The sequence below is a fragment of the Catenulispora yoronensis genome, from assembly GCF_039531695.1.
In the GTDB taxonomy this organism is placed as follows: domain Bacteria; phylum Actinomycetota; class Actinomycetes; order Streptomycetales; family Catenulisporaceae; genus Catenulispora; species Catenulispora yoronensis.
In genome coordinates this window covers 24861-48827 of the sequence record NZ_BAAAQN010000064.1, presented here as the reverse complement: position 1 = coordinate 48827, position 23967 = coordinate 24861, and the positions used below count along the sequence as shown (strand labels likewise).

The 23967-nt window shown below is 72.2% G+C and carries 19 protein-coding genes; 7 read left to right on the top strand and 12 right to left on the bottom strand.

From position 1 onward, the window contains the following. Positions 1-14: 14 nt before the first annotated feature. The 4 genes from ABD481_RS37660 to ABD481_RS37645 all read right to left on the bottom strand — a co-directional run bounded on the left by ABD481_RS37660 (position 15) and on the right by ABD481_RS37645 (position 6091). Positions 15-2666: an HD domain-containing protein gene (locus ABD481_RS37660; RefSeq protein WP_344670649.1), complete on the bottom strand. Its 2652-nt coding sequence runs from the start codon at positions 2664-2666 to the stop codon at positions 15-17. Continuing rightward, entirely contained in the window at positions 2666-3004 is a 339-nt protein-coding gene (locus tag ABD481_RS37655; protein ID WP_344670648.1) for a P-II family nitrogen regulator, read from the bottom strand. The genes ABD481_RS37660 and ABD481_RS37655 overlap by 1 nt, the downstream gene beginning before the upstream one ends. Continuing rightward, complete coding sequence (locus ABD481_RS37650) at positions 3001-4434, bottom strand: ammonium transporter (protein ID WP_344670647.1); 1434 nt, start codon at positions 4432-4434, stop codon at positions 3001-3003. Before ABD481_RS37650 ends, ABD481_RS37655 begins: the two co-directional genes overlap by 4 nt. Positions 4435-4675: 241 nt before the next feature. Further along, the gene (locus ABD481_RS37645) at positions 4676-6091 is read right to left on the bottom strand and encodes an NsdA family TPR-like regulatory protein (protein WP_344670646.1); all 1416 of its coding nucleotides are present in this window, start codon (positions 6089-6091) and stop codon (positions 4676-4678) included. Positions 6092-6431: 340 nt separating this feature from the next. Here ABD481_RS37645 and ABD481_RS37640 point away from each other — a divergent pair, with 340 nt between their 5' ends. Further along, positions 6432-6914, top strand: a complete 483-nt coding sequence (locus ABD481_RS37640) for a hypothetical protein (RefSeq protein WP_344670645.1) — start codon at positions 6432-6434, stop codon at positions 6912-6914. A gap of 121 nt (positions 6915-7035) precedes the next feature. Here ABD481_RS37640 and ftsY read toward each other — a convergent pair whose 3' ends face one another. Beyond that, complete coding sequence (gene ftsY, locus ABD481_RS37635) at positions 7036-8244, bottom strand: signal recognition particle-docking protein FtsY (protein ID WP_344670644.1); 1209 nt, start codon at positions 8242-8244, stop codon at positions 7036-7038. Between the two features lie 156 nt (positions 8245-8400). Here ftsY and ABD481_RS37630 point away from each other — a divergent pair, with 156 nt between their 5' ends. Beyond that, the gene (locus ABD481_RS37630) at positions 8401-8913 is read left to right on the top strand and encodes a SigE family RNA polymerase sigma factor (RefSeq protein WP_344670643.1); all 513 of its coding nucleotides are present in this window, start codon (positions 8401-8403) and stop codon (positions 8911-8913) included. Then, complete coding sequence (locus tag ABD481_RS37625; RefSeq protein ID WP_344670642.1) at positions 8906-9625, top strand: L,D-transpeptidase; 720 nt, start codon at positions 8906-8908, stop codon at positions 9623-9625. The genes ABD481_RS37630 and ABD481_RS37625 overlap by 8 nt, the downstream gene beginning before the upstream one ends. 21 nt (positions 9626-9646) lie before the next feature. Here ABD481_RS37625 and ABD481_RS37620 read toward each other — a convergent pair whose 3' ends face one another. Continuing rightward, a complete protein-coding gene (locus ABD481_RS37620) occupies positions 9647-10585 on the bottom strand; it encodes a WXG100 family type VII secretion target (protein WP_344670666.1) in 939 nt (312 codons plus the stop codon). A 5-nt stretch (positions 10586-10590) separates the two neighbouring features. Further along, positions 10591-11037, bottom strand: a complete 447-nt coding sequence (locus ABD481_RS37615; protein WP_344670641.1) for a hypothetical protein — start codon at positions 11035-11037, stop codon at positions 10591-10593. A 92-nt stretch (positions 11038-11129) separates the two neighbouring features. Here ABD481_RS37615 and ABD481_RS37610 point away from each other — a divergent pair, with 92 nt between their 5' ends. Continuing rightward, positions 11130-11537: an OsmC family protein gene (locus ABD481_RS37610; RefSeq protein ID WP_344670640.1), complete on the top strand. Its 408-nt coding sequence runs from the start codon at positions 11130-11132 to the stop codon at positions 11535-11537. 10 nt (positions 11538-11547) lie between these two features. Here ABD481_RS37610 and ABD481_RS37605 read toward each other — a convergent pair whose 3' ends face one another. The 3 genes from ABD481_RS37605 to ABD481_RS37595 form a co-directional block, all read right to left on the bottom strand. Further along, positions 11548-12114 (bottom strand): GNAT family N-acetyltransferase, encoded by a 567-nt coding sequence (locus ABD481_RS37605; protein WP_344670639.1) that lies wholly within the window; start codon positions 12112-12114, stop codon positions 11548-11550. A 9-nt stretch (positions 12115-12123) separates the two neighbouring features. Continuing rightward, complete coding sequence (gene smc, locus ABD481_RS37600; protein ID WP_344670638.1) at positions 12124-15738, bottom strand: chromosome segregation protein SMC; 3615 nt, start codon at positions 15736-15738, stop codon at positions 12124-12126. A 177-nt stretch (positions 15739-15915) separates the two neighbouring features. After that, positions 15916-16125 (bottom strand): hypothetical protein, encoded by a 210-nt coding sequence (locus tag ABD481_RS37595; protein WP_344670637.1) that lies wholly within the window; start codon positions 16123-16125, stop codon positions 15916-15918. Between the two features lie 459 nt (positions 16126-16584). Here ABD481_RS37595 and ABD481_RS37590 point away from each other — a divergent pair, with 459 nt between their 5' ends. The 3 genes from ABD481_RS37590 (at position 16585) to wsfD (ending at position 20499) form a co-directional block, all read left to right on the top strand. Continuing rightward, a complete protein-coding gene (locus ABD481_RS37590) occupies positions 16585-17376 on the top strand; it encodes a CAP domain-containing protein (protein ID WP_344670636.1) in 792 nt (263 codons plus the stop codon). Positions 17377-17556: 180 nt separating this feature from the next. Then, entirely contained in the window at positions 17557-18762 is a 1206-nt protein-coding gene (locus ABD481_RS37585; RefSeq protein ID WP_344670635.1) for a CAP domain-containing protein, read from the top strand. Between the two features lie 75 nt (positions 18763-18837). Then, positions 18838-20499, top strand: a complete 1662-nt coding sequence (gene wsfD / locus ABD481_RS37580) for a glycan biosynthesis hexose transferase WsfD (RefSeq protein ID WP_344670634.1) — start codon at positions 18838-18840, stop codon at positions 20497-20499. A gap of 153 nt (positions 20500-20652) precedes the next feature. Here the strand turns inward: wsfD and ABD481_RS37575 are convergent, their stop codons facing one another. After that, positions 20653-22140 (bottom strand): NAD(P)/FAD-dependent oxidoreductase, encoded by a 1488-nt coding sequence (locus ABD481_RS37575; protein WP_344670665.1) that lies wholly within the window; start codon positions 22138-22140, stop codon positions 20653-20655. A gap of 141 nt (positions 22141-22281) precedes the next feature. Next, positions 22282-23886: a glycosyltransferase family protein gene (locus ABD481_RS37570; RefSeq protein WP_344670633.1), complete on the bottom strand. Its 1605-nt coding sequence runs from the start codon at positions 23884-23886 to the stop codon at positions 22282-22284. Positions 23887-23967: the final 81 nt, after the last annotated feature.

Below are 23967 nucleotides of genomic sequence, written 5' to 3'. Positions count from 1 at the left end.
CTCCCGACACCCCCTCACAACACCCGCGCCACCGCCCCCGCGACCCGCGCCGCCTCCCCCTCCGGCAGCACCGCCCCATCCGCGTCGACGACATAAAACACATCCACCGCCTCAGCCCCCAACGTCGAGATCCGGGCCGAGCGCACCGAAACCCCCGTCTCCGCCAACGCCGCAGCAGCCCTATACAACAGCCCCGGCGCGTCATGGGACCGGACCTCCAGCACCGTCGCCGACGCCGACGCGTGCGGCAGCACCGTCACCCGCGGTGGCGCCACAAGACGCGTGCGCCGTTCGCCGGCGTCGCGGCTGGCCAGTCGCCCAGCAACATCGAGCGTGCCGGCCAGCGCAGCACGCAGGTCGTCGCGGAGCCGGTTCTCCAGCGCCGCGCTCCAGTCGGCGGTGACGAGCCAACGCTGGATCGCTATGCCGTCGAGCGTCTCGGTGGTGGCCGCGCGGATGGTCAGCCGGCGCAGTGCCAGCACTCCGGCCACCGCCGCCAGCAAACCGATACGGTCGCCGGTGGCGATCGAGACGGTCTGCTCGCCCTCAAGCTCCACCACCAGCCCGTCCGGATCGGCCAGGCAGCGCGCGGCCAGATCCGCCGAGCGGGCCGGGTCCGAGGGCTCGGCGGCCGGCGGGTCGAACCCGAGCAGCGCGGCCTCGGCGCGGACCGCCAGATCGGTGTAGAGGCCCGCGCGCCACGGGTTCCAGGCCGCCGGACCCGTCGCCTTGCTGTCGGCCTCGGACAGGGCGCGCAGCAGGCGCAGCGCCTCGATCCGCGGGCCGGGCAGGTCCGCGAGCGCCGCCAGCAGCGCGCCCAGCGTCGCGGGGTCGTCGGGGTCGCGCCGGGTGGCGAGGTCCGGCAGCAGCAGGTGGTGGCGCACCAAGCCGGTCAGGACACTGACATCGGTCGGGCCGAAGCCCAGGGCCGGCGCCAGCTCCGCGGTCAGCTCCGCCCCGACGATCGAGTGGTCGCCGCGCAGCCCTTTGCCGATGTCGTGCAACAACGCCGCGACCAGGAGCAGGTCGGGGCGGTCCACGCGCCGGGTCAGCCCGGCCGCCGCCGCGACGGTCTCCAGCGAGTGCCGGTCCACGGTGTGGATGTGCAGGCTGTTCCGCTGCGGCAGGGACCTGATACGCCGCCATTCCGGCAGCAGAGCGTGCAGCAGCCCGGACCGGTCCAGCGCCTCCCAGACCGGGATCAGGCCGGGTCCGGTGCCCAGCAGCGCCGCGAACGCCTCCCGGGCGGCCCGCGGCCACGGACGCGGCAGCGGGGCCGACTCCTCGGCCAGGCGCCGCAACGTGTTCGGGGCGAAGGAGAGTCCTGAGTCGGCCGCCGCGGCGGCGGCACGCAGCACCAGCACCGGATCGCGGGAGGGCGCCGCGGCGCGGGCCAGGTAGACCTCGCCGTCCTGCTCCACGACCCCGTCCGCCAGCGGCCGGCGCACCGGGCGCCGGGCCGGGTTGCGGGCCGCCAGCACGGCATCGACGTGGCGCCACGCCGATTCGGCGGCGTAGGCGATCAGGCCGGCGGCTTCGGCGACCCGGCGCAGCAGCAGATCGGCATCGGTGACGTAGAACTCGTCGGCTCCGGCTCCGGCTCCGGCTCCGGCTCCAGCGCGCGCGCCCGCGCCCGCGCCGTCAACGCCGAAGCCGGGCGCCATCGTGGCATCGGCGTCGCCGACGCTGACCAGGCCCGCCTCGAAGCCGGCGGACGCGCTGCCGAGAACGGCTGTCGCCTCACCGGTCGATCGGGCCGTACCCTTACCCACCGCACCGCTCAGATCAACCGCACCCACCTCACCACCAACGCCCGCGACCGACGCGACAGCCGACCCGACAGCCGACGCCCCAGCCGCGTCCACAGCCGACGCCACAGCCGACTCTCCAACCACCGCCCCCTCCACCCCCGCGCCCCCGCCCAACACCCCGGCCTCCCGCAACGCCGCGGCCACCGCATCCTGCTCCTGCAACAACAACCGATCCAACGCCCGCCCCGACACCCCGTGCAACGCGTCCCGCACGTCCAACAGGAACTCCCGCGCCTGCTCCGGCGCGCCGTGCGGCACGTCCACGAGCCACGACGCCGAGATGAACCGCAGCATCGTCGAGTCGCGCAGCCCGCCGCGCGCCTCCTTGAGGTCCCCCTCCAGCCGGTAGGCCAGCTCCCCGTTGCGCTCCAGCCGTCCGGCGTACTCCGCCCGCAGATCGCCCAGGCGCCGGGCCGGCTCGCGGCGCCAGTCGGCGAACACCAGGGCCCTGATTCCCGCTACCAGCTCGGCGTCCCCGGCCACCAGGCGCGCGTCCAGCAGCCCGGCGGCGACGGCGAGGTCGGTCGAGGCCAGCTCCCGCGCCTGCTCGACGGTGCGCACCGAGTGGTCGAGCTTCGCGCCGGAGTCCCAGACCGGGTACCAGATCTTCTCGGCGATCCCGGCCACCTCCTCCGGGCCCAGCGCGGCGTCGTGCAGCAGCACCACGTCCAGGTCGGAGCCCGGGGACAGCTCGCGGCGGCCGTAGCCGCCGACCGCGGCCAGCGCGACGCCGGGGATGCCGGGCGGCAGCAGGGCGGCCAGGAACGCGTCGGCGGCGTCGGAGCGCGCACGCCGGAAGGCCGGCCCGATCCGCAGACCGGGCCGGCCTTCCTTCCCCTCACGGACGGCGCCCACTACAGCGCCGCGCCTCCGTGCTCACCGGTGCGCACGCGCACCACATCCTCCACCGGGGTCACCCAGACCTTGCCGTCGCCGATCTTGCCGGTGGTGGCGGCCTTCACGATCTTGTCCACCAGGTCCTCGACGTCGTCGTCCTCGCACAGCACCTCGACCCGCAGCTTGGGCACCAGGTCGACGGTGTACTCCGCGCCCCGGTAGACCTCGGTGTGGCCGCGCTGCCGGCCGTAGCCGCTGGCCTCGGAGACCGTGATCCCGTGCACTCCGAAGGCCTGCAGCGACTCCTTGACCTCCTCCAGCTTGAACGGCTTGATGATCGCCGTGATCAGCTTCATGCCTTGACCTCTTCCTGGACGTCGGTGTCGGACGACTGGCTGCCGGCGGCGACGGACTTGGCGGCCACCGTGGCCGGCACCCCGTCACTGGCCCCGGCCAGCGACCCGCGCAGCGAGGCTCCCAGCCGGCCCCAGTCGTAGGCGGTCTCGGAGTGCTCGGAGCTGTCGATGCCCTCGACCTCGGCGTCGGCACTGATCCGCAGACCGATCGTCTTGTTCAGCACCCAGCCCAGGGCGAAGGAGACCACGAAGGAGTAGGCCAGCACAATCCCGGCCCCCTCCGCCTGCGACAGCAGCTGGCTCGCGCCGCCACCGTAGAACAGGCCGGCCTTGGCGCCGTTGGTGTACACCCCGGAGACCATCTCCTTGGTGGCGAACAGGCCGATCAGCACCGTGCCCAGGACACCGCCGACCAGGTGCACGCCGACCACGTCGAGCGAGTCGTCGTAGCCCAGCTTGTTCTTCAGGTTGATCGCGTAGCAGCACACGAAGCCCGGGATCAGACCGACGAAGATCGCGCCGAGCGGCGAGACCGAGGCACAGGCCGGAGTGATCGCCACCAGGCCGGCCACCGCGCCGGAGGCGGCGCCCAGCGAGGTGAACGTGCCGTGCTGGATCTTCTCGGCCAGCAGCCAGCCCACCATCGCGGTGCAGGTGGCGATCTGGGTGTTGACGAAGACCATCGAGGCGATGCCGTTGGCGCCGAGCGCGGAGCCGGCGTTGAACCCGAACCAGCCGAACCACAGCAGGCCGACGCCCAGCATCACGAACGGCACGTTGTGCGGCCGCATCGGGTCCCGGCCGAAGCCCACCCGCTTGCCCAGCACCAGCGCCATGGCCAGACCCGCGGCACCGGCGTTGATGTGCACCGCGGTACCGCCGGCAAAGTCCATCACGTGCAGGTTGTGGTTGATGAAACCGTTGGGCGAGAAGACCCAGTGCGCGACCGGGAAGTAGATCAGCGTCACCCAGCCGGCCACGTAGACCGTCCAGCCGACGAACTTGGTGCGGTCGGCCAGCGATCCGGAGATCAGGGCCGGGGTGATGATCGCGAACATCAGCTGGAAGCACACGACCGCGATGATCGGCACCCCGGTCGCGCCGAACAGCGTGCCGCCGGTGTGCGGGCTGTCCGGGCCCCCGAAGCCCATGTTGATGTCGTGCAGCGCCCACTGGTGCAGGCCGCCCCACCACTTGTTCCCCGTGCCGTCCCCCGAACCGACGTTGCCGAACGACACCGACCAGCCGTAGAGCACCCACAGGATGGTCACCACGGCGATGGCGATGAAGTTCATCATGAGCATGTTCAGAACGCTCTTCGCGCGGACCATGCCGCCGTAGAAGAACGCCAGCCCGGGTGTCATGAGCAGCACGAGCGCCGAGCTCGCAAGCACCCAAGCGGTGTCACCACTGCTGAACGCGGATGGCATCGCTTCTCCTCACCTGAATTTTCGGACGATGGGAGGAAGCCTGTCCGCGCACCGTTTCCGGCGGCGCCGCCGAGTGTTTCGCAACGGTGACGGATGGACGCGGAGTGTTACAACCGGATGAACTTGTTCCGACAAGTGAGAAGCTCCGTTACAAAACGGACTCACAACCCGATTCCGTATCATGCCGCGCCGCATGCCCGGCCGCACGCGCTGCCTGCGCGCGACCGGGCATGCAGGGGAATCACGCAGCGGCGGGCAGCACGCTCCCGGCCCGGTCGTGGGCCTCGCGCACCGAACGCACGTCCGGATAGCGCGCGTACAGGTTGCCCACGGTGGTCCGCAGCCGGTCCTCGACCCGTTTGGAGCGCAGCCGGCGCACCAGCTCCACGGCGGTGTGCACGTACCCCACCGCCGCCTCCGGCTCGCGCTGCTGGAGCCGGACGGTGGCCATGCCCACGACGTTCAGCGCGCGGCTGCGCAGGTGCTCGTCGTCGGCGGAGAACAGGTCCACGGCCCGGTCGATGCTCTTGGCCGCCTGTTCGGTGAGCTGCGGATAGCGGTAGGCCAGGTCCCGGAAGGAGTGGCCGTTCTCGCCGTTCAGCTCGGCCTCGGTGAAGAACGCCGCCCAGTCCGGGTCCGCGCCGTCGCCGGCCCTGGCCTCGCCGGGGAACAGGTCCTCGGCGGCGGCCACCGCGCGCCGGCAGTTGTCGGCGTCGCCGAGGTTGGCGTAGGCCCGGCCCTCCAGCGCCGCGAGCATCGACTGCACCCGCGGCGTGGTGGTGCCGTGGCTGCCGTACTGGGCCAGGTGCACCAGTTCCAGCGCGTCCTGGGCCCGGTTGATGTGGATCATCTGGCGGGCCATGGTGGCCAGCACGTGGGCGCCCAGCGGGGTGTCGCCGGCCTCCCGGGCGGCGTGCAGGGCCAGCACGAAGTAGCGCTGGGCCGACGGTTGCATGCCGATGTCGTAAGCCATCCATCCAGCAAGAAGCGCCAGTTCCGACGCGGTCCGGAACAAGCGCTCCGCCAAGCTTTGCGGGTGACTGTCCCGTAACAGCTCGGTCACCTCGTGCAGCTGGCCGACCACCGCCATCCGGCGCAGTCCGCCGCCGCACTGCGCGTCCCAGCTCCGGAACAGCTTCGTGGTCTGCTCCAGCAGGTCCATCTCCTCGGCGCTGACCCGGCCCGGCGTGCGCCCGTTGACCGGGTGCTGCTCGGGCACCGGGCTCAGCCAGCGCTTCATCGGCTCGATCAGCGACGGGCCAGCGGACAGCGACAGCGAGGTGCCCAGGAACCCGCGGCGGTTGAGCATCAGGTCGCTGCGGGCGAAGTCGCCGAGCAGCTCGATCGAGCGGCGGCCGGCCCACGGCAGGTCCACGCCCGAGGTCGCGGGCGGCGCGGCGGGTTCGCGCAGGCCCAGCTCGGCGTGGGTGATGACGGTGCCGAACCGCTCGGAGAACAGTTCGACCAGGATCCGGGGCGCCGGATCTCGCGGGTGCTCCCCGTCGAGCCAGCGCCGTACCCGAGAGGTGTCGGTGGACACGTGCGCCGCCCCCAGCTGGCGCGCGCGTTTGTTGACCAGTCTCGCCAACTCCCCCTTCGACCACCCGGAACGCTGGAACCAAGAATTAAGGAGTTCGTTGGGCGGCTTGCCGGTCATTCTTTGTTGCCCCCTGGAGATTCACGCCGGTCCGGCCGGAATGCGAAACCCTGTGTTGCTGAACGTAACCGCCCCGCGACGATGCCCGCAGCCGAACGTCCTCGAACACCGGCATTCGCCAGAGTTCGCCACCTTGTCGGGGTAGAAGATGTTGGACGTCTGACGACAAACGCCCCCTGGGGGCCGGCTCGGGCGCGGCGCCCTGTGCGCACCCGGGAATCCCCCTGTGATCTCGGCGAACCGCCCTCGCGGCGGCGCGAGATAGTGGACGATCCGAGGTCTAACGACCATCCGACGCGGGCAGCGTGACCCCGAGGCGTCCGTCGCCGTTGGAGGAAGCATGCGTGTACGCCTGGGGGGCACCCGCCGCACCCACACCCGGCCCGTGCCGGCCCTCCGTCTGCCCGCGGCCTACGACGTCCTGGACGTCCCGGCGGCCGCCGGGCACCGGGTGCTGCTGCAACTGGAGCGGCTCGGGACGCCGCTGGGGCCGGTGCTGACCGTGCTGCCCGGCGGCCCCGGGCACGAGGCCGGCGGCAGCCGCCTGCGGTTCTTCGTGGAGGCCGGGACCACGGCCTCGTTCCTGGCCGATCTGAAGGAGCTGGGCTGGGAGCCCGCCGACACCGACATCCGGACCATCGGGGTGGTGCTGGACTCCGAGACGCCGCTGCCCGCCGCGGGCAGTCCGCGCTGGGCGCGGCCGCCGGAGACGGAGCGGCCGCCGACGCTGCCGCCGGCCCGGCTGCTGCTGGGCGCGCTGGCCTACGCGTGCCGGCGCGAAGAAGGGCGGCCGGTTGCCCGGCCGCCCCTGTGGACGGTCTGAGGGACCGCGGTCCCGAATGCGCTGTCTCGGAACCGTGGTCTCGGAACCGTGGTCTCGGAAACGCTGTCCCGGAAGCACTGTCCGTAAGCGCTGTCCCTAAGCGCCGCCCCGGAACCGCCCGCTACTGGAGCAGCGCGTCGACGAACGCCTCGGGGTCGAACGGCGCCAGGTCGTCGGCGCCCTCGCCGAGGCCCACCAGCTTCACCGGGACGCCGAGCTCCTGCTGCACCGCGACCACGATGCCGCCCTTGGCGGTGCCGTCCAGCTTGGTCAGCACGATGCCGGTGATGTTCACCACCTCGGCGAACACCCGGGCCTGCACCAGGCCGTTCTGGCCGGTGGTGGCGTCCAGCACCAGCAGCACCTCGTCGACCGTGGCCTGCTTCTCGGCGACCCGCTTGACCTTGCCCAGCTCGTCCATCAGGCCGGTCTTGGTGTGCAGCCGGCCGGCGGTGTCGATGAGCACGGTGTCCACGCCCATCGCGGTGCCCTCCTTGACCGCCTCGAACGCCACCGAGGCCGGGTCCGCGCCCTCGGCCCCGCGCACCGTGTAGGCGCCGACCCGGGCGCCCCAGGTCTGGAGCTGGTCGGCGGCCGCGGCGCGGAAGGTGTCGGCGGCGCCGAGCACCACGGTGTAGCCGTCGGCGATCAGGACCCGGGCCAGCTTGCCGGTGGTGGTGGTCTTGCCGGTGCCGTTGACGCCGACCACCATCGCCACCGCCGGCCGGGCCGGCTGCCCGTCGGCGGCCGGGTGCTTTCCGACCTTCAGCGTGCGGTCCAGGGCCGGGTCGATGAGCGCGATCAGCTCCTCGCGCAGCAGCGTGCGGGCCTCGTCCACGGTCCGGGTGCCCTGCACCCGGGTCCGGGTGCGCAGCTTCTCCACCAGGTCGCCGGCCGGGCCGACGCCGAGGTCGGCGGCGATCAGGGTGTCCTCGATCTCCTCCCACGTCGCCTCGTCCAGCTTGTCCCGGGACAGCAGCATGAGCAGGCCCTGGCCGAGCGCGTTCTGCGAGCGGGACAGGCGGGAGCGCAGCCGGACCAGGCGGCCGGCGGTGGGCTCGGGGACCTCGATCTCGGCGACCTGCGGCTCGGTGCCGCCCCGGGCCGGAGCGGCGGTCGGGACCTCGGCCGGCGCCCCGGCCGGCGGGGCCCGCTCGGCGGTGGCCGTGCCGGACCCGGCCGCCGGTGAGTCCTGCGCCTTCGGCGGGGCGACCGGCGTCCTCGGCGGCTGCTCCACCGGGCGGCGGCGACCTCGGGCACGGTAGAGCAGGGCGGCCGCCCCGACGAGGGCTATGGCCGCGATGATGATGCCGATGACGAGGAACTCCATGGCAGACATCCTCGCATGTCGGCGTAGGTGATCATGGAGGGCGGCGGGCCGGGGCGCGAGCTCTCGGCAGCCGGCCGCGAAATCGATGCAACCAGGCCCCGGTGCCGGGCGTTTTCGTGGGTTGTCAGAGCGGATCGCGAGAAGGGAGGGACGCGGGTGTCGCGGGAACGAGATTTCGACGAGTTCTATCTGGGCTCGGTTCGGAAGGTGACGGCGCAGCTCGTCGCACTGCTGGGCGACGCGGGGGAGGCCGACGACGCGGTGCAGGAGGCGTACGCGCGGGCCTGGCAGCGCTGGGACTCGGTGTCGCGGATGGACGACCCGATCGCCTGGGTCCGGGTGGTCGCCTACCGGATCAAGGTGTCGTCGTGGCGGGCCACGGTGCGCCGCACGGTGGCCCATCGGCGGCACGGCCCGCCCGCGGACGTCCCGGACGTGAGCCCGGACTCGGTGGCGCTGGTCGCCGCCCTCCGGCGGATACCGGAGGCGCAGCGGCGGGCGATCGTGCTGCACCACCTGGCCGGACTGACCGTCGAGCAGGTCGCCGCCGAGGTCGGCGCGCCGGTCGGCACGGTCAAGGCCCGGCTGTCCCGGGGGCGGACGGCCCTGGCGGGATTCCTGGGCGAGACGGCGGACGATCGGATGACGGGAGAGCACAGCTATGCATGACATCGACGAGCGCCTGGCGGGTCTGGGGACCAGCCTGGAGGACGCGGCCGAGGTGGGTTCGCCGGCCCTGGCCCGCTCCCGCGGCGACCAACTGCGGGTCGCGCACCGGCGGCGGACGCTGGCCGCGACGGCGACCACGGCCCTGGTCGCGGTCCTCGGGATCGGGGGCCTGGCGGCCTTCCGCACCGGCGACGGCAACGGGGCTCCGGTGGGCCCGGCCTCCTCCGTCACCACGACACCGACCGCCGGGAGCCACACGTCGGCCGGAGCGCCGGAGCAGACCGTGTCGTCGGCCCCGGGGACGCCGAGCGCGACGCGGCCCACGGCCATCGGCGGCCGCACCACCGCGGTGGTCGACCTGAACCAGCACGAGTTGACCCTCGTCGACCGGAACGGGCTGGTCATGAAGGTGCTGCGGATGACCGGCGGGAGCCCGGACCATCCGACGCCGGCCGGCACCTACACCGTCACCGCCAAGAAGGAGACGGAGACCATCAGCAGCCAGACCGCGGGCGTCGACGGCTACAGCATCAAGGTGAACTGGGTGGTCCACCTCGACGGCGGCGGCCCGACGATCATGGCGGCCACTTGGTACGACGACACCGTGATCGGCGTGCGGAACCAGACCCGCGGCGATATCGGCCTGACCTCGCCCGACGCCCAGTGGCTGTTCAGCAATCTCACTGTCGGCGACCACGTCCAGGTCCGGTGACGTGGCCGGGGCCCGCCCCGGCTACTCCGCGTCCACCAGACGCTCGATCCGGTCCACCACCTCGACCTGGAAGCAGTCCTTCATGTGCGTGAGCCCCTTGAACCCGCTCACGCTGTCCAGGACGTGCTTGGTGTTGGCGTAGATCCCCTGCAGGCGGCCCGCCGCCATGGCGATCTGCTTCAGCACCCAGGTCAGCTCCACCTGGGCCTGCGCCGCCACCGCCGGGGTCATGGTCCCGACCGACAGCACCTCCTCGACCAGGAAGCCGCCGAAGGAGCCGATCAGCAGGTTGATCAGGCCGGCGATGGTGCCCTCGGCCAGCGCCGCCTCGGCCTGGAGGCCGCGCAGCGTCTCCGAGCTCATGGCCAGGTTCGCCGCCAGGGTGTCCAGCTCGCTCAGGAAGTCGGCGAGCAGCGGATAGAAGCGGTCCGCGGTCGGCCCGTCCCACGTGGCGTGCAGCCGCGCGGCGGCCCGGCACAGCTCCTCGACCGTCTCCTGGACGTGGTCGTGGGCCGCGTCCCAGGCCTTGGCGGCCCGGGCCAGCTCGTCCGGGTCGCCGGTCAGCTTGTCCAGGGCGTCGAACGGGTTGGGCAGGCCGGTGTGGTGCGCGACCCAGGCCAGCAGCCGCTTCTCCAGGCCGGTGATCCCGACCAGGTGCACATGCGGGTGCGGGACGGCGAGGTGCGGGAAGTGGTGCTCGGCCAGATGCTCCAGCCGCTCCTGGTCGCGGTCCCGGACCTGTTCGGGGCGCGGCCGGGGCTGCTGTCCCTCGGGCAGCGCCTCGGCCCGCGCGATGAACTCCTCGATGCTGTGCACCTCGGCGGCGGTGCCGGCCAGCTCGGCGGTGAGCTGCGCGCCCGGCGCCGCCTGGAGCTCGCGGCGCCGACTGCGCACCACCAGGACGCCGGAGCCCCAGATGGCGAGGATCAGGACGCTGAACCCGAACCCGGTGAGCAGCATGACCGTCACGGTTCGGCCCTCTCGTCCTGGTCGGGGAGCGGCCGGCACCAGGGGAAGGAGTCGGCGGTCCAGGCCCGGGGCGCCGGCCGCCCGGGCGCCGGGACGTGGCCGGACCGCGCGTCGATCGCGTGGCCGGCGGCCAGCCCGCCGATGAAGTGGTCGAGGACTTCGCAGGCCTCGGCGATGTCCTTCTCGGTCTCCGGCAGGCGCTGGTGGTAGGCGTCGCGGACCTCGGCGGCCTCGAACAGCCTGCCGAACGCGAAGTCGTGGACCCGCGCGCCCTCCAGCTTCCCGGGCACCTCGCGCAGCGCGGTCCGCGCCGCCCGCAGCGCCGCCAGGAAAGCCTCGGTCGCCGCGGCACCGGTCGCCGCGTCGGTCGCCGCCTCGGTCGCCACCGCCCCGGTTGTCGCCGCCTCCGTCGTCGCAGCCTCGACCGCCGCGTCGCCGCCCATGACCGCCCCCTGTCCCGCCCTGCCCGGACGCTCCGACCTGGAGCCTACTGTCGAGTTGCGGCCCGCGCAGCACCCCGCGAACACTGGTTCCCATGTATGAGATCAAGGTCGAGCGGACCGAGGACGGCCGGTACGTCGCCACGAACGAGCGCGGCGCGGTCCTCGAACTCAGCGGGGACGGCACCGGACCGCACTTCTCCCCGGTGGAGCTGCTGCTGGTCGCGGTGGCCGGCTGCAACATCGTCACCACCGAGCCGCTCACCGCGCAGCGCGGACACCGGATGGCCCGGCTGGTGGCCGGGGCGACCTCGGAGAAGATCGAGCGCAACAAGCTCGGACCGGTGACCCTGGCCTACAGCGTCGAGCTGCCCGAGGGGGACGCCGAGGCCGAGAAGGTCTTCCGGGACGTCGCCGAGCGCGTGGAGGAGCGGCACTGCACGGTGAGCCGCTCGCTGCGCGAGGGCACGCCGGTGCACCTGGTGCTCGACGACATCTCCTGACCCCGGCGGATCAGACCACTTCCACCGGGTCGGTGTGCAGGATCCGGTGGAACTGTGTGCTGTCCGCCCAGCGGCCGTTGATGAACAGGTGCGCCCGCGAGCGCCCGATCTCCTCGAACCCGCACTTGAGCAGCACGCGCTGGGAGGCGTGGTTCTCGACGTTGGTACCGGCCTCGATCCGGTGGATGTTCCAGCGCTGCCGCGCGTGGTCGCAGACCGCTCGGACCGCCGCGGTGGCCAGGCCGCGGCCGTTCAGCGACGCCTCGACCCAGTACCCCAGGCGGGCGTTCAGGAAGACGCCGAGCTCGATGTTCGACAGCGTGATGCTCCCGTAGACCTCGCCGTCGCCGTTGTCGAACACCCACCGCTCCTGGCGGCCGGCCCGGCGGCCATCGGCGAAGTCCCGCAGCCGGACCAGCTGGCCCTGCTCGGTGTAGTAGTCGTCCGGACGGATCGGCTCCCAGGGCCCGAGGTGCGCGCGGTTGCGGTCGTAGGCGCGGGCCACGGCCGCGGCGTCGCGCACCCGGGCCGGTCGCAGCGCGATGTCGTCGGTCAGGGATATCCGATCGTCAGTCACCCCGGCAGACTAGACGCTCTCGCTCTCCAGGGCCGTCGGCTGCGCCGGGATCGTCGGCGCGTCGCCCATCGCCCCGGTCTTCTTGTTCCGCAGCTTCTGGCTGATGACCGTGGTCACACCGTCGCCGCGCATGGTGACGCCGTACAGCGCGTCGGCGACCTCCATGGTGCGCTTCTGGTGGGTGATCACGATCAGCTGCGAGGACGCCCGCAGCTCCTCCATGATGTTGATCAGGCGGCCCAGGTTGGTGTCGTCCAGCGCCGCCTCGACCTCGTCCATGATGTAGAACGGCGAGGGCCGGGCCTTGAAGATCGAGACCAGGAAGGCCACCGCGGTCAGCGACCGCTCGCCGCCGGACAGCAGCGAGAGCCGCTTGACCTTCTTGCCCGGCGGACGGGCCTCGACCTCGATACCGGTGGTCAGCATGTCCGAGGGGTCGGTGAGGATGAGCCGGCCGTCGCCGCCCGGGAACAGGCGGGAGAACACGCCCTCGAACTCGCGCGCCACGTCCGCGAACGCCTCGGTGAACACCTGCTCGACCCGGTCGTCGACCTCCTTGACGATGTCCAGCAGGTCCTTGCGGGTCTTCTTCAGGTCCTCCAGCTGCTCGGACAGGAACTGGTGCCGCTCCTCCAGCGCCGCGAACTCCTCCAGCGCCAGCGGGTTCACCTTGCCCAGGGCCGCGTAGTCCTTCTCGGCCTTCTTCAGCCGGCGCTCCTGCTCGGAGCGGTCGTACGGGACCGGGATGTCCCCGGCCACGGTCGGCGCGATCGGCACCTCGGGGCCGTACTCGCCGATCAGCACGTCGGCCTCGACGCCGTGCTCGGCCAGCGCCTTCTCCTCCATCTGCTCGATGCGCATCCGGCGCTCGGCCCGCTGCACCTCGTCGCGGTGCACCGAGTCGGTGAGCTTCTCCAGCGCCCCGCCGAGCTCGCGCACCCGGCCGCGCACCACCTGGACGGCGGCGTCGTGCTCGACCCGGGCCCGCTCGGCGCCCTCGCGGTGCTGCTGGGCCAGCGCCAGCGACTGCTCCAGATGCCGCACGACCTGTTCGAAGCCGTGGGCCACGGACCGCGCCACCTCGGCCTCCTCGGCCAGGCGCTCGGCCCGCTCTATGGCCCGCTCGCGCGCCTCGCGCTCCTGCTGCGCGGCCCGGTCCAGCTGGTCGGCGCGGCCGGCCAGGGCCCGCGCGCGCTCCTCGGCGGTGCGCACCGCGAGCCGGGCCTCCATCTCGGCCGTGCGCGCCGCGGTGGCCTCCTGCGCGAACCGGTCGCGCTGGTCGGTGGACAGCGCGTCGTTCATCTCCTCGGCGGCCGCCGCGGCCTCCTGCGCCTCCAGCAGCCGGCCCTCGATCTCCTCCAGCTGCGCCAGATCGCGCTCGCGGGCCTCCTCGGCCTTCTCGATCGCCGCCACGAAGCGCTCGACCTCGCCGAGCGCGGCCCGGGCCTGGCCGCCGAGGCGGCCGAGCTGCGCGGCCACGCCGGCCTTCTGGCTGTCGGCCTCGCGGCGCTGCGCCATCAGCGTGTCCACGCGGGCCTTGGCGGTCTGCCGCGCGGCGGTGGCGAACTCCAGCTCGGTGCGCAGCCGCTCGGCCCGCGCACCGGCCTCGTAGAGCTTCTCGGCGGCCTCGTCGACCGCGGCCTGGACCTCCAGCAGGGTCGGCGCCGAGGAGGAGCCGCCGCGCGCGGAGTCGCAGCCCAGCACGTCGCCGTCCCGGGTGACGGCCCGCACGCTCGGGATCCGGCCGATCAGCTCGGTGGCCTCGGAGAGGTCCTCCACCACCGCCATCCGGTTCAGCAGCCGGGTGAAGGCCGGGCGCAGCTCCTCCTGGACCTGGATCAGGTCGATGACGTAGCGGGCGCCGCCGGGCAGCTCGGGCCAGTCGCCGTCGGCCTCGTAGGAGACGTCGCCGCCGACGATGACGGTGGCCTGGCCGGCGTCCTCGGCCTTCAGCAGCCGGATGGCGTTCACGGCGCTGTCCACGCTGCTCACCGCGACCGCGTCGGCGGCGGTGCCCAGGGCGGCGGCCACGGCGGCCTCGGCCCCGGACTCCACGGTCAGTATCGCCGCGACGCTGCCCAGCAGGCCGGAGAGCCGGTCGGTGGCGGCCAGCAGCGCGCCGGCGCCGTCCTTGCGGTTCAGCCCCAGTTCGAGGGCCTCCTTGCGGGCCGCGAAGCCGGCGTGCTCCTTCTGCGCCTCCCGCTCGGCGGCGCGCAGCTCGGTGAGCTTCTCCTCGGACTCCGACAGCGCCTGCGAGGCCTCCTCGACCTCGTCGTCGAGCCCGCCGCCGTCCGCGTCCAGGCCCTCGACCTCGGACTTGAGCTCCTCGTACTCGCGCTGCACGGCCGCGGCCCGGCCCCGGGCGTCCTCGGCGGCCGCGCCCAGGCGGCCGATCTCGGCGTCGGCGGCGGAGGTCTTGCTGCGCATCGCGCCGACCCGGCCGTCCAGCTTGGCCAGGCTCTCCCGCTGGTCGGCGGCGGCCCGCACGGAGGCCGCCAGCCGGCGCTCCTCCTGCTGGAGCGCGGTCTCGGCGTCGGTGCGCTGCATCACCGCCCCGGCCAGCGACTCCTGGGCCTCGGCGATCTCCTCGACGAGCTCGGCCTCCTCCTCGCGGATCCGCTCGGCCTCGGCCTGCATCTCCTCGGGGTCGCGGCCGCGCCGCTCCTCGGGCTGGGTGCGGGAGGCATTGCGGACCCGCTCGGCGGCCAGCTGCGCCGACCCGCGGTAGCGCTCCTTCAGGGAGCTGAGCCGGTACCAGGTCTCCTGGGTCTCGGCCAGGTAGGGCACCAGCGCCGCCCCGCGCTGCTCCAGCTCGGACTCGGTGGCCTGGGCCTCGGAGTACTCGCGCTCCAGCTGCTTGCGGCGGACCTTCAGCTGCTCCTCGTCGGCCGCCTCCTGCTCGAAGGCCTTGCGCATCGTGACCAGGTCGTCGGCCAGCAGCCGGAGCCGGGCGTCGCGCAGATCGGCCTGGATCACCACGGCCCGCCGCGCCACCTCGGCCTGCCGGCCCAGCGGCTTGAGCTGGCGGCGCAGCTCGCCGGTGAGGTCGGTGAGCCGGGTCAGGTTGGCCTGCATCGCGTCCAGCTTGCGCAGCGCCTTCTCCTTGCGCTTGCGGTGCTTCAGGACGCCGGCCGCCTCCTCGATGAACGAGCGCCGGTCCTCCGGACCGGCCTGCAGCACCGCGTCGAGGCGGCCCTGGCCCAGGATGACGTGCATCTCGCGGCCGATGCCGGAGTCGGAGAGCAGCTCCTGGATGTCCAGCAGCCGGCAGGGGTCGCCGTTGATGGCGTACTCCGAGCCGCCGTTGCGGAACATGATCCGCGAGATCGTGACCTCGGAGTAGTCGATCGGCAGCGCGCCGTCGGAGTTGTCGATGGTCAGCGCCACCTCGGCCCGGCCCAGCGGGGCGCGCCCGGTGGTGCCGGCGAAGATGACGTCCTCCATCTTGCCGCCGCGCAGCGATTTGGCACCCTGCTCGCCCATCACCCAGGCCAGGGCGTCCACGACGTTGGACTTGCCGGAGCCGTTGGGGCCGACCACGCAGGTGATGCCCGGTTCCAGGCGCAGGGTGGTGGCCGAGGCGAAGGACTTGAAGCCGCGCAGGGTCAGAGTCTTCAGGTACACGTGCGGCGACACTCTCCTGCGGCGGGCGGCCCGTGGCCGAACCTGGTTGCGGGTGGCGGTGGCTGGCGCTTCGCCTGCGCAAACGGCAGGCGAACTCAGCAGGACTGTACCGCTTCCAGGACAAGGGACGCCGGAGGTAGCTCCAACGTCCCTTGCGAAGAGATGCCGCTTGAGCCGCTAGCGGGTCAGAGCCGGTTCGCGCTCCAGCTCGCTCAGCTCCGAGTCCAGCCCGTTGGAGCTGTACTTGGAGGCGGCCAGCACCGCGTTCTCGTCCTCGAGGCGGGACACATACGCCTCGAGGTCGACGACGCGCTGCTTGAGCCGCCTCATCTCGGCGACCATGCGGTGGTCCACCGCAGCGACATGCCCGAGAAGCGCCTTAGCCATAGTGAGGGTCCTTCACGATGAGTGCCTGACGTCTTCGCCAGAACCTCTGTAGGTGTCAACCTGCCAGACTGGGTGATGCTGTGCGCGCACCGGCTGCGGGGGCAGCGTCGATCGCGTTATGAATCGGTGATGACGCCGACTGTTTAGCCGGTTTCACCACAGGGCATACCGCGCCGACAAAAAGGAGTGCGCGACTACCAGGGTCGCACCGATAGGGGTCTTGGGTCAACACGAAGCAGGGCACCGCAAAGCAGACCGCGCGGGCCGTGGAGTCACTCGATCACTTTGAGGAGCCGTTCGTCAAGCTTTCCCAGGGCCCAATCCGCCTTGCGGACTGCGGGGATTCACCCCGTGGAGTCGGGTTTTGGGCGGGTTCGGGAGGGGTGGCGACACCCGGGTGCGCAAAGGTTTGACCAAGTCACTCGATCGGGCTAAGCCGATTTTTATAGCGTGACAGTCATGGCCCCAGCGCAGGACGGCGGAGATCACCACGCCAGCCCGATGTCGGGGTCGCGGCGTCCGACCAGCCACCGCCGGACGGCTCCGGGGCACGGCGCGGGGCCGCAGCGCCAGGTGTCACTGCGGACGTCGGCCGTCCTGGCCCTGGTGACCGGACTGGCGATCACCACTCCCCTGATGCTGCGGGTGCACAAACACGAGATCGCCCTCGGGCCGGATCGCGCGTTCCCCGACGTGCCCGACGCCGCCGGGGATCCGAGCACCGGTTCGGGTCCTGGTTCAGTGGATGGTTCGGCGGCCGGCTCGGCGGCCGGAGCGGCGGTCGAGCCCGACCGGTCGGCCACACCGGTGTCGCGGGACGCGACGCGGTCGCCCGCGATGGCGCCCACGGTGCAGGTCTCGCCCGATCAGGCCACCGCGTTCGAGGCCCAAGTGGTGACGCTCACCAACGCGCAGCGCACCGCGCACGGCTGCCCGGCACTGCGTTCCGACGCCCGGCTGCGACTGGCCGCCATCGCACACAGTGTCGACATGCGGACGCGCGACTACTTCGCGCACAGCTCTCCGGACGGCGCCACCCCGTGGACCCGGATAGCGGCACAGGGATATACGGACCCGTCGGCGGAGAACATCGCCATGGGACAGGCCACGCCGCAGGCGGTTGTCGAGGCCTGGATGAACTCGCCCGGACACCGGGCCAACATCCTGAACTGTTCGTCCAAGGCGGTCGGGGTGGGAGTCCAGTTCGGGCCCGGCGGACCGTGGTGGACGCAGGACTTCGGGTATTCCTGAGCCCCGGCGGCCCGGAATCGGGTCCCGGGCGCCCGGCCCCGGACCGAACCTCAGGCGGATCCTCAATTCGACCCTCAATCAGACCTCTGACAGGGGCCGGCCTCACCTTACGCACCCTGCGCACCAGCGGTACCATCGGGTAGCTCGGCCCGGGACGGGACTCAAGGGGAAGCAGCGCTCATGGACATCCGCACGTGGCAGGAGGCCGACCGGCCGGAACTGCCCGAGCCCGGATTCGACGAGGATCCGGTGTGTCACAGCGCCTTTCTTCCGGCGGGACCGGGGTCGGCCACCGCGTCGCCCGAGGCCTCGGAGCCGGGGACTTCCTTCGCCGCGACCGACGTCATAGCCCTGGGTCCGACGGACCGGGGCGGACGGGGCAGCCGCTCCCTCTACAGCGCACGGCACCGGCAGGGGCGCAGCCCTTTCAGCCCGCTGCGCCCGGCGCCGATAGCGATAGGCAGCCTGTCGACCGCCGCGATAGCCGCGTTCGCCTTTGTCGGGCCCGGGATCCTGCACACCGGGGACGCCGCGTCGACCTCGCCGATCCTGGACGGGGCCCCGCACCGGTTCGCGCCGCTGACGCCGGGCGGTGACCCGTCGGCCGCGGTGGTCGGCGTGGAACCGTCCTCGGCCGGTACTCCGTCGCCGTCGGTGTCGGCCTCCGGGCTGCCCACCACGACGGCCACGGGATCCGCGGCCAAGCCCACGTCGGTGTCGACGGGTTCGAGCTCGACCGGGCACACCGCCTCGACGTCGCCGAGCGGGCCGGGCGGACCCGGCGGGACGCATGCGCCGACAGGCGGCCCCACCGGGCCGGGGCATCCGACGAGCGCGCCGACCGGTGGGAACCCCGGTCGGCCGCCGACCTCGCCGCCGGGACGGCAGCCGTCGCCCCCGGCGCAGCCGCCGACGTGGGGGCCGGTCTCGAAGCCTTCGCCGCCGGCCCAGCCGCCCACGCAGACGCCGCCGGCGTCGCAGCCCGCGCCGCCGACGTTCAACTCGACCTCGGCGGTGAGTACGGCGTTGACGGAGATCTCCAACGCGCGGACCACCTACGGCGCGGAGTCGCTGGAAGTCGATCCGCTGTTGGTGCAGGCCGCGTCGCAGCATACGAAGGACATGGTCCATTCCAAGCGGTTCAGCCACACCGGATCGGACGGGTCGACGCCGTTCAGCCGGGCCCAGTCGGTGGGCTGCTGGACGCTGAGCAAAGAGCTCATCGCGCGGGGTCGCCCAGGAGACGACGTGGTCGGGGCGCTGTTGAAGGACTCGCAATCGAGGCCGGCGTTGCTGTCGTTCATGAACGCCTCGATCGGGATCTCGGCGCAGCAGGACCCGGCCACCGGGGACGTGTACTGGACGATCGAGCTCGCCTGGTTGTAGGCGGGGCCGGGGATCGGTTCACCCGCCGAGCGGAGACCCCGTGATGCGACACGCTCTGGCTCGTTGAAACAGGGCGTGCGAAGCCCAAGGATCCAAGACCTCCGTCCGTCGCGCCTGTCGGCGAACGTGCTGGCGGTGATGGCCGGCGTCGGTTCGGCGGTGCTGCTGATGGTCCGCCTGTTCGTCCCGCGCCCGGTGGGCGTCGCGGACAACTACGACGGGCCTCGGCTCATGTGCCATCTCGGGGTCGACGTACGGCTGCCGCGCGGGATGCCGAGGCTGCGGGACTACGTCATCGTCCGCTACGACCACATCCAGCATTTCAGCTGCCGGCAGGAGTATCTGGGGTCGATCAGACTGCCGGACGTGCCGTATCGCAGCAGTCAGCTGGTGCTGCTGTACGCCGGACGGGCCGTCACGCGGGTGTTGGGACTGCCCGGGTATCTGGATCTGCGGGCGGTGGGGCTGGTCTGCTGCGTGTTGATCGGGGCGGCCGTGGGGCTGCTTTTCCGGTTCGTGCAGCTGCGGTACCGGTATCGGGTGGTGCTGTGCGGGGCCGTGTTGGTGGTGGTCGCGGACACCGTGTTCATCGACTATGCCGTGTCGCCGTTCAGCGAGATCGCGTCGATCGTCGGGCTGTTGTGGGTCGTGGTCGGGGTGGTGATGCTGACCGCGCCGGGGCGGAGAGTGCGATTGGCCGGATTGGCCGTCGTGGGAGTGAGCGGGCTGTTCTTCGCCACGGCGAAGACGCAGAACTTCCCGGGAGTGGCGCCGTTGGCGGTGGTCGTGCTGGCAACGCCGTTGGCGATGCCGACGAGAAGGCTGGGCCGCCGGCTGGGGGGTGTCGACCGGAGACTGCGGTATCGGCTGGCGGGACTGCTGACCGTTCTGGTGTTGGGGGTGGGGGCCGTCGCGGTGTCGGGCAACGAGGATCGGCGCACGGCACGGATGACGGGGGCGAACTTCGTGACCGTGACGCTGCTGCCCACGTCGGCGCACCCGGAGCGGGACTTGGCGGAACTGGGAGCGCCGGCCTGGCTGGCGGACTACGCGGGCGCGCCGCCGTGGTGCGCGCCGACTGCTCTACAGAACGGAGCTGCCTACAAGCAGTTCACGAAGAAGTTGTCGCACAAGCAGATCATGCGATTCTTCCTCAACCACCCGGGCCGGCTGTTGCCGGTGCTGGACCGGGTCGCGGGGTATTTCTACGTGCCGAGGGCCACCGCCACGCTGTGCCAGCAGACCCCGGCCGGCAAGCGGATGATGGTGACGCCGCTGTTGGCGAACTACACGAAGATCGGGCACACGCCGCGGGGGCTGCTCGATCGGCGGTGGACGCCGGTCACCGACGCGGTCGAGTCGCTGCGCGGGAGCGGGCTGGGGACGCTGGTGGTGTTGTGGGCGGTGCCGGTGGGAGCCGTGGTGGGGACCAGGCGGCGAAGGGGAATGCGCGGAGTGGGAGCCGTGGTGGGGGTGGTGGTGACGGTGGCGGTGGCGCAGTTCGTGGCCTCGGCCTTCGCTGACGGGATCGACACGGCGAAGCACCTGAATCTGGCGGTGTTCGCGACTGCGTTGGGGTGGGTCTTCGCGGCGGTGGAACTCGTCGTGGTGGCGTTCGGCAGGCGGAAACAGCAGTCGGGAGCGGGGGCCGGTCGTTCGGACACGAGGCGCGGAGCGAAGGCGGAGAGCGAGCCCGTGGAGTTGGGGACGGCGGCCACTGAAGGACCTGCCGCCTGAGGGTCGGGGAAGCTCAGGGTCCGCCGGCCCTGCTCGTGTAACAGGGTTCTCACAGCGAGAACGGCGATGCCGCGGACCCTTGCGGATCCGCGGCATCGCCTTCGCTACACCATCAGCGCTCAGACGCGCCGGTCACTTGGCCGCGCCGGTCGCTCAGACGCGCTGGTCGCTCCGAGCGTCCTCGGTCCGGCGCCGCGGCAGGATCGGCGCGTCGCGCCCGGTCCCCGAGGTACCGCCCGGCTTCTGCTCCGAGCCCTCCTCGTGGTACTCCTCCTCGACGTTGACCGACCAGACGTCGTGGGTGGTGCCGGTCGCGATGTTCTCGGCGGTGAGCATGGCCGTCATCATCGAGTGGTCCTGGTTGTTGTAACGGTGCATGCCGTTGCGGCCCACGGGATGGACGTTGGGGGCCGCGGCGGCGAGCCAGGCGCGGATGACCTCGACGTTGGCCCGGTAGTACTGGTCGTAGACCGGGTAGGCCTTCGGCATGCGGACCACGTAGCCCTCGGCGATCGCGTCGGCGTCGACCAGGCCGAGGGTCTCCAGCTCCTGGGCGCCCTGCTTGATCAGGACGTCGTCGGCGGCTTCCCAGAGGTCGTCGCCCTCGGAGACGAAGTACTCCAGGCCCAGGCAGGTCCGGCCTTCCTTGACCAGGTAGGGGGACCAGGAGCCGAAGTTCTGGATGCGGCCGACGCGGACGCCCGGGGTGTGGATGTAGATCCAGTTGTCGGGGAAGCCGGCGGACTCGGGCACGACCAGCGCGACGGTGAGGAAGTCGCGATAGCGCAGGTCGTCGGCGGCGGCCAGGACCTCGGCCGGGGGCGGCGGGTCCATGGCGCGGACCAGGGCCGAGATCGGCATGGAGGAGACCACGTGGTCGGCGGGGACGGTGCGCTCGCCGGCCGCGTCCTGGACGGTCACCGCCACGGCACCGCCCTCGGCGAGGTGGATGCTCTTGACCCAGGTGTTCATCGTCACCGTGCCGCCGGCGGCGGTGACCAGGTCCCGGCAGCGCTCCCACATCATGCCGGGACCGTACTTCGGGTACTGGAACTGCTCGATCAGGCTCGTGATCTGCTTCTGGTTCCGCTTGGGGGCCAGGGCGTTGAGCACGGCGTTGAACAGGGACAGGTTCTTGATGCGCTGGGCGGCCCAGTCGGCCTCGATCTCGTTGGCCGGCATGCCCCACACCTTCTCGGTGTAGGTCTTGAAGAAGATCGAGTAGAGGCGGAAGCCGAAGCGGGCCGCGACCCAGCCCTCGAACTTGGTCTGGTCCTTCGGGGGCTTGATCTGGGCCCAGAGGTAGGAGCCGACACAGCGGGCGGCTTCCAGCACGCCGAGGCCGGACAGGGCGTTGCCGGCCTTCAGGGGGTAGTCGAAGAGTTTGCCCCGGTAGTGGATGCGGCTCATCCGGGGCCGCATCAGGAACTCCTCGTCGGGCAGGATCTCGTGCCACAGCGCCTCGACCGGGGCCGCCTTGGTGAAGAAGCGGTGGCCGCCGATGTCGAAGCGCCAGCCGCCGCGCTCCACCGTGCGGCTGATACCGCCCACCACCTCGTCGGACTCGAAGACCGCGGGGTGGATGCCCGACTTGACCAGTTGGTAGGCGGCGGTCAGACCGGCCGGGCCGGCTCCGACAATGACGACGGCGGGACCGCTCTCCGAGCCGTCCCCCGAGCCCTTCTCCGGGCCCTTCTTCGACTCCGGTCCGGATTCTGACGCTTGCTGCGAGATTGTTGACACGACGTACCGAACGAGCCGATAGGGCCGTAGTAACGCGTATTACGCCATCAGGTGACGTAATGGGGTGTTCCCGGCCTCCACCCCCGGTTGGGGCTTCGCACCGTGGTAGGGGCCGGCCGGGGACGGGAGCGAGGCCTGCGCGGGAGTGGCGGTCCACACCAGGGCGATCAGGGCGGCGGCGCCGAGAGCGGCGACGAGCAGGACGGCCGGGGAGCCGACGGCCGGGTGCCAGCTTCCGGCCAGCGGATTGAGCGGCGCCACGGGGCCGGACTGGACGCGGGTCATCTCGACCATCAGGACCCAGAGCTGGGCGGCGGCCGCGCCGAGGGCGAACAGGCGCGGGAGGCGGCGCGCGAGGGCCGCAGGAAGGTCGTCGAACGGGGCGGCGAGCAGGACGGCGACCCCGGCCAGGCCGGGGAGGAAGTAGCGGCCGTACTGGGACCAGCCGAGGGTTCCCAGGAACCTGATCTCCAGGACGACGGTGATCCCGAGCGAGACGGCGGCGACGGCCAGGGCTGTGAGAACGACGCGGCGGGCCCGCAGCAGGGCCAGCGGGATCAGCACCGCCGCCGACAACGCCGCCCAGAGCAGAGGCACCCACGAGGCCTGGATGTCCAGGGCGAACGCCTCGGTGAACCAGCCGCCGACGCGCTCCACCGCGATCACCCGCAGCAGGGTGACGACGCTGCGGTCGGCCGGATGCACGGCGATCAGCGTGTGGGTGACCTTGTTGTTGCCCGAGACGACGTTCCACGCCACGGCCAGGGCCCCGACGACCACCCACGCGCCGGCGGTGAGGCGGGCCGCAGGTCGGCGTAGCAGTTCCCGGAGCCGTCCGGGTTCGGCGATCGCGGCCGCGCCGGCAACGGCCAGGGCGAACCAGAACGGCCCCATCGCCCGGACGGTGAGGACCACCGCGCCGGCCACGGCCGCCAGACCCAGCAGCAGACGCTGGTTCGTCGCGCCGGAAAGCCGTGGCCGTGCCAGGTCCACCAGGCACACCCACAGCAGCGTCGCCGCCGTGATCTCCACACCGTTGGGGTTCACGGTCGAGCTCAGCGCGACGGTGGTCGGCGTCATCACGGTCAGGATCGCCGCCAGCAGCAGCGGACGGCGGGTGCGGACCGCGATGGCCGCGGCGGTGGCGGCGAAGGCCGCGGACAGGGTCGCGGCGAGCAGGCGGCTCAGGATGATGCCGGTCAGGTCGGGCGAGAAGCGCAGCGGCGCGCCGACCGCCAGGTAGTACAGCGGGTTGTAGCGGCCGACCCAGGACACCACGCGCACCTTGGCGTGCGTCGCCGGTGCCGGACGCTGGCAGCTGGCCGGGTTCGCCACCCAGCTCCGGTCCTGCCGGTAGTTGGGGAAGTAGACGCACAACGCGTTCGGCGGCAGCAGGCTTTTCGGCACCTGGAAGGCGGCGCCGGGCCGGTGCACGAGCGGATCCACACCCTGGGGACCGAGCAGGTGCCCGCTCACCGCGCCGTAGGCGCGCTCCAGGTGCTGCCGCTCGTCGGTGGTGCCGTCGACCGGCATGGCCAGCGACCAGGCCGCCGCCAGCAGGCCGAAGGCGGCGAAGGCCAGCAGCCAGACGCGCCGCGACCAGGCAAGACGCTCCGAGATCCGCACGCGCGGGGTCCGGGACACGGGTCAGCCTCCTGACGGCCACGGAACGCGGCGGGGCGGGGCGAAGCGGGGTCATGCGGACCGTAGACCACAGCCGCGGCG

Excerpts from the sequence above, each read along its gene's own strand:
- ABD481_RS37655 (WP_344670648.1), bottom strand. The coding sequence starts at position 3,004 with ATGAAGCTGATCACGGCGATCATCAAGCCGTTCAAGCTGGAGGAGGTC.
- ABD481_RS37650 (WP_344670647.1), bottom strand. The coding sequence starts at position 4,434 with ATGCCATCCGCGTTCAGCAGTGGTGACACCGCTTGGGTGCTTGCGAGC.
- ABD481_RS37645 (WP_344670646.1), bottom strand. The coding sequence starts at position 6,091 with ATGACCGGCAAGCCGCCCAACGAACTCCTTAATTCTTGGTTCCAGCGT.
- ABD481_RS37640 (WP_344670645.1), top strand. The coding sequence starts at position 6,432 with ATGCGTGTACGCCTGGGGGGCACCCGCCGCACCCACACCCGGCCCGTG.
- ftsY (WP_344670644.1), bottom strand. The coding sequence starts at position 8,244 with ATGGAGTTCCTCGTCATCGGCATCATCATCGCGGCCATAGCCCTCGTC.
- ABD481_RS37625 (WP_344670642.1), top strand. The coding sequence starts at position 8,906 with ATGCATGACATCGACGAGCGCCTGGCGGGTCTGGGGACCAGCCTGGAG.
- ABD481_RS37620 (WP_344670666.1), bottom strand. The coding sequence starts at position 10,585 with ATGCTGCTCACCGGGTTCGGGTTCAGCGTCCTGATCCTCGCCATCTGG.
- ABD481_RS37615 (WP_344670641.1), bottom strand. The coding sequence starts at position 11,037 with ATGGGCGGCGACGCGGCGGTCGAGGCTGCGACGACGGAGGCGGCGACA.
- ABD481_RS37610 (WP_344670640.1), top strand. The coding sequence starts at position 11,130 with ATGTATGAGATCAAGGTCGAGCGGACCGAGGACGGCCGGTACGTCGCC.
- ABD481_RS37595 (WP_344670637.1), bottom strand. The coding sequence starts at position 16,125 with ATGGCTAAGGCGCTTCTCGGGCATGTCGCTGCGGTGGACCACCGCATG.
- ABD481_RS37590 (WP_344670636.1), top strand. The coding sequence starts at position 16,585 with ATGGCCCCAGCGCAGGACGGCGGAGATCACCACGCCAGCCCGATGTCG.
- ABD481_RS37585 (WP_344670635.1), top strand. The coding sequence starts at position 17,557 with ATGGACATCCGCACGTGGCAGGAGGCCGACCGGCCGGAACTGCCCGAG.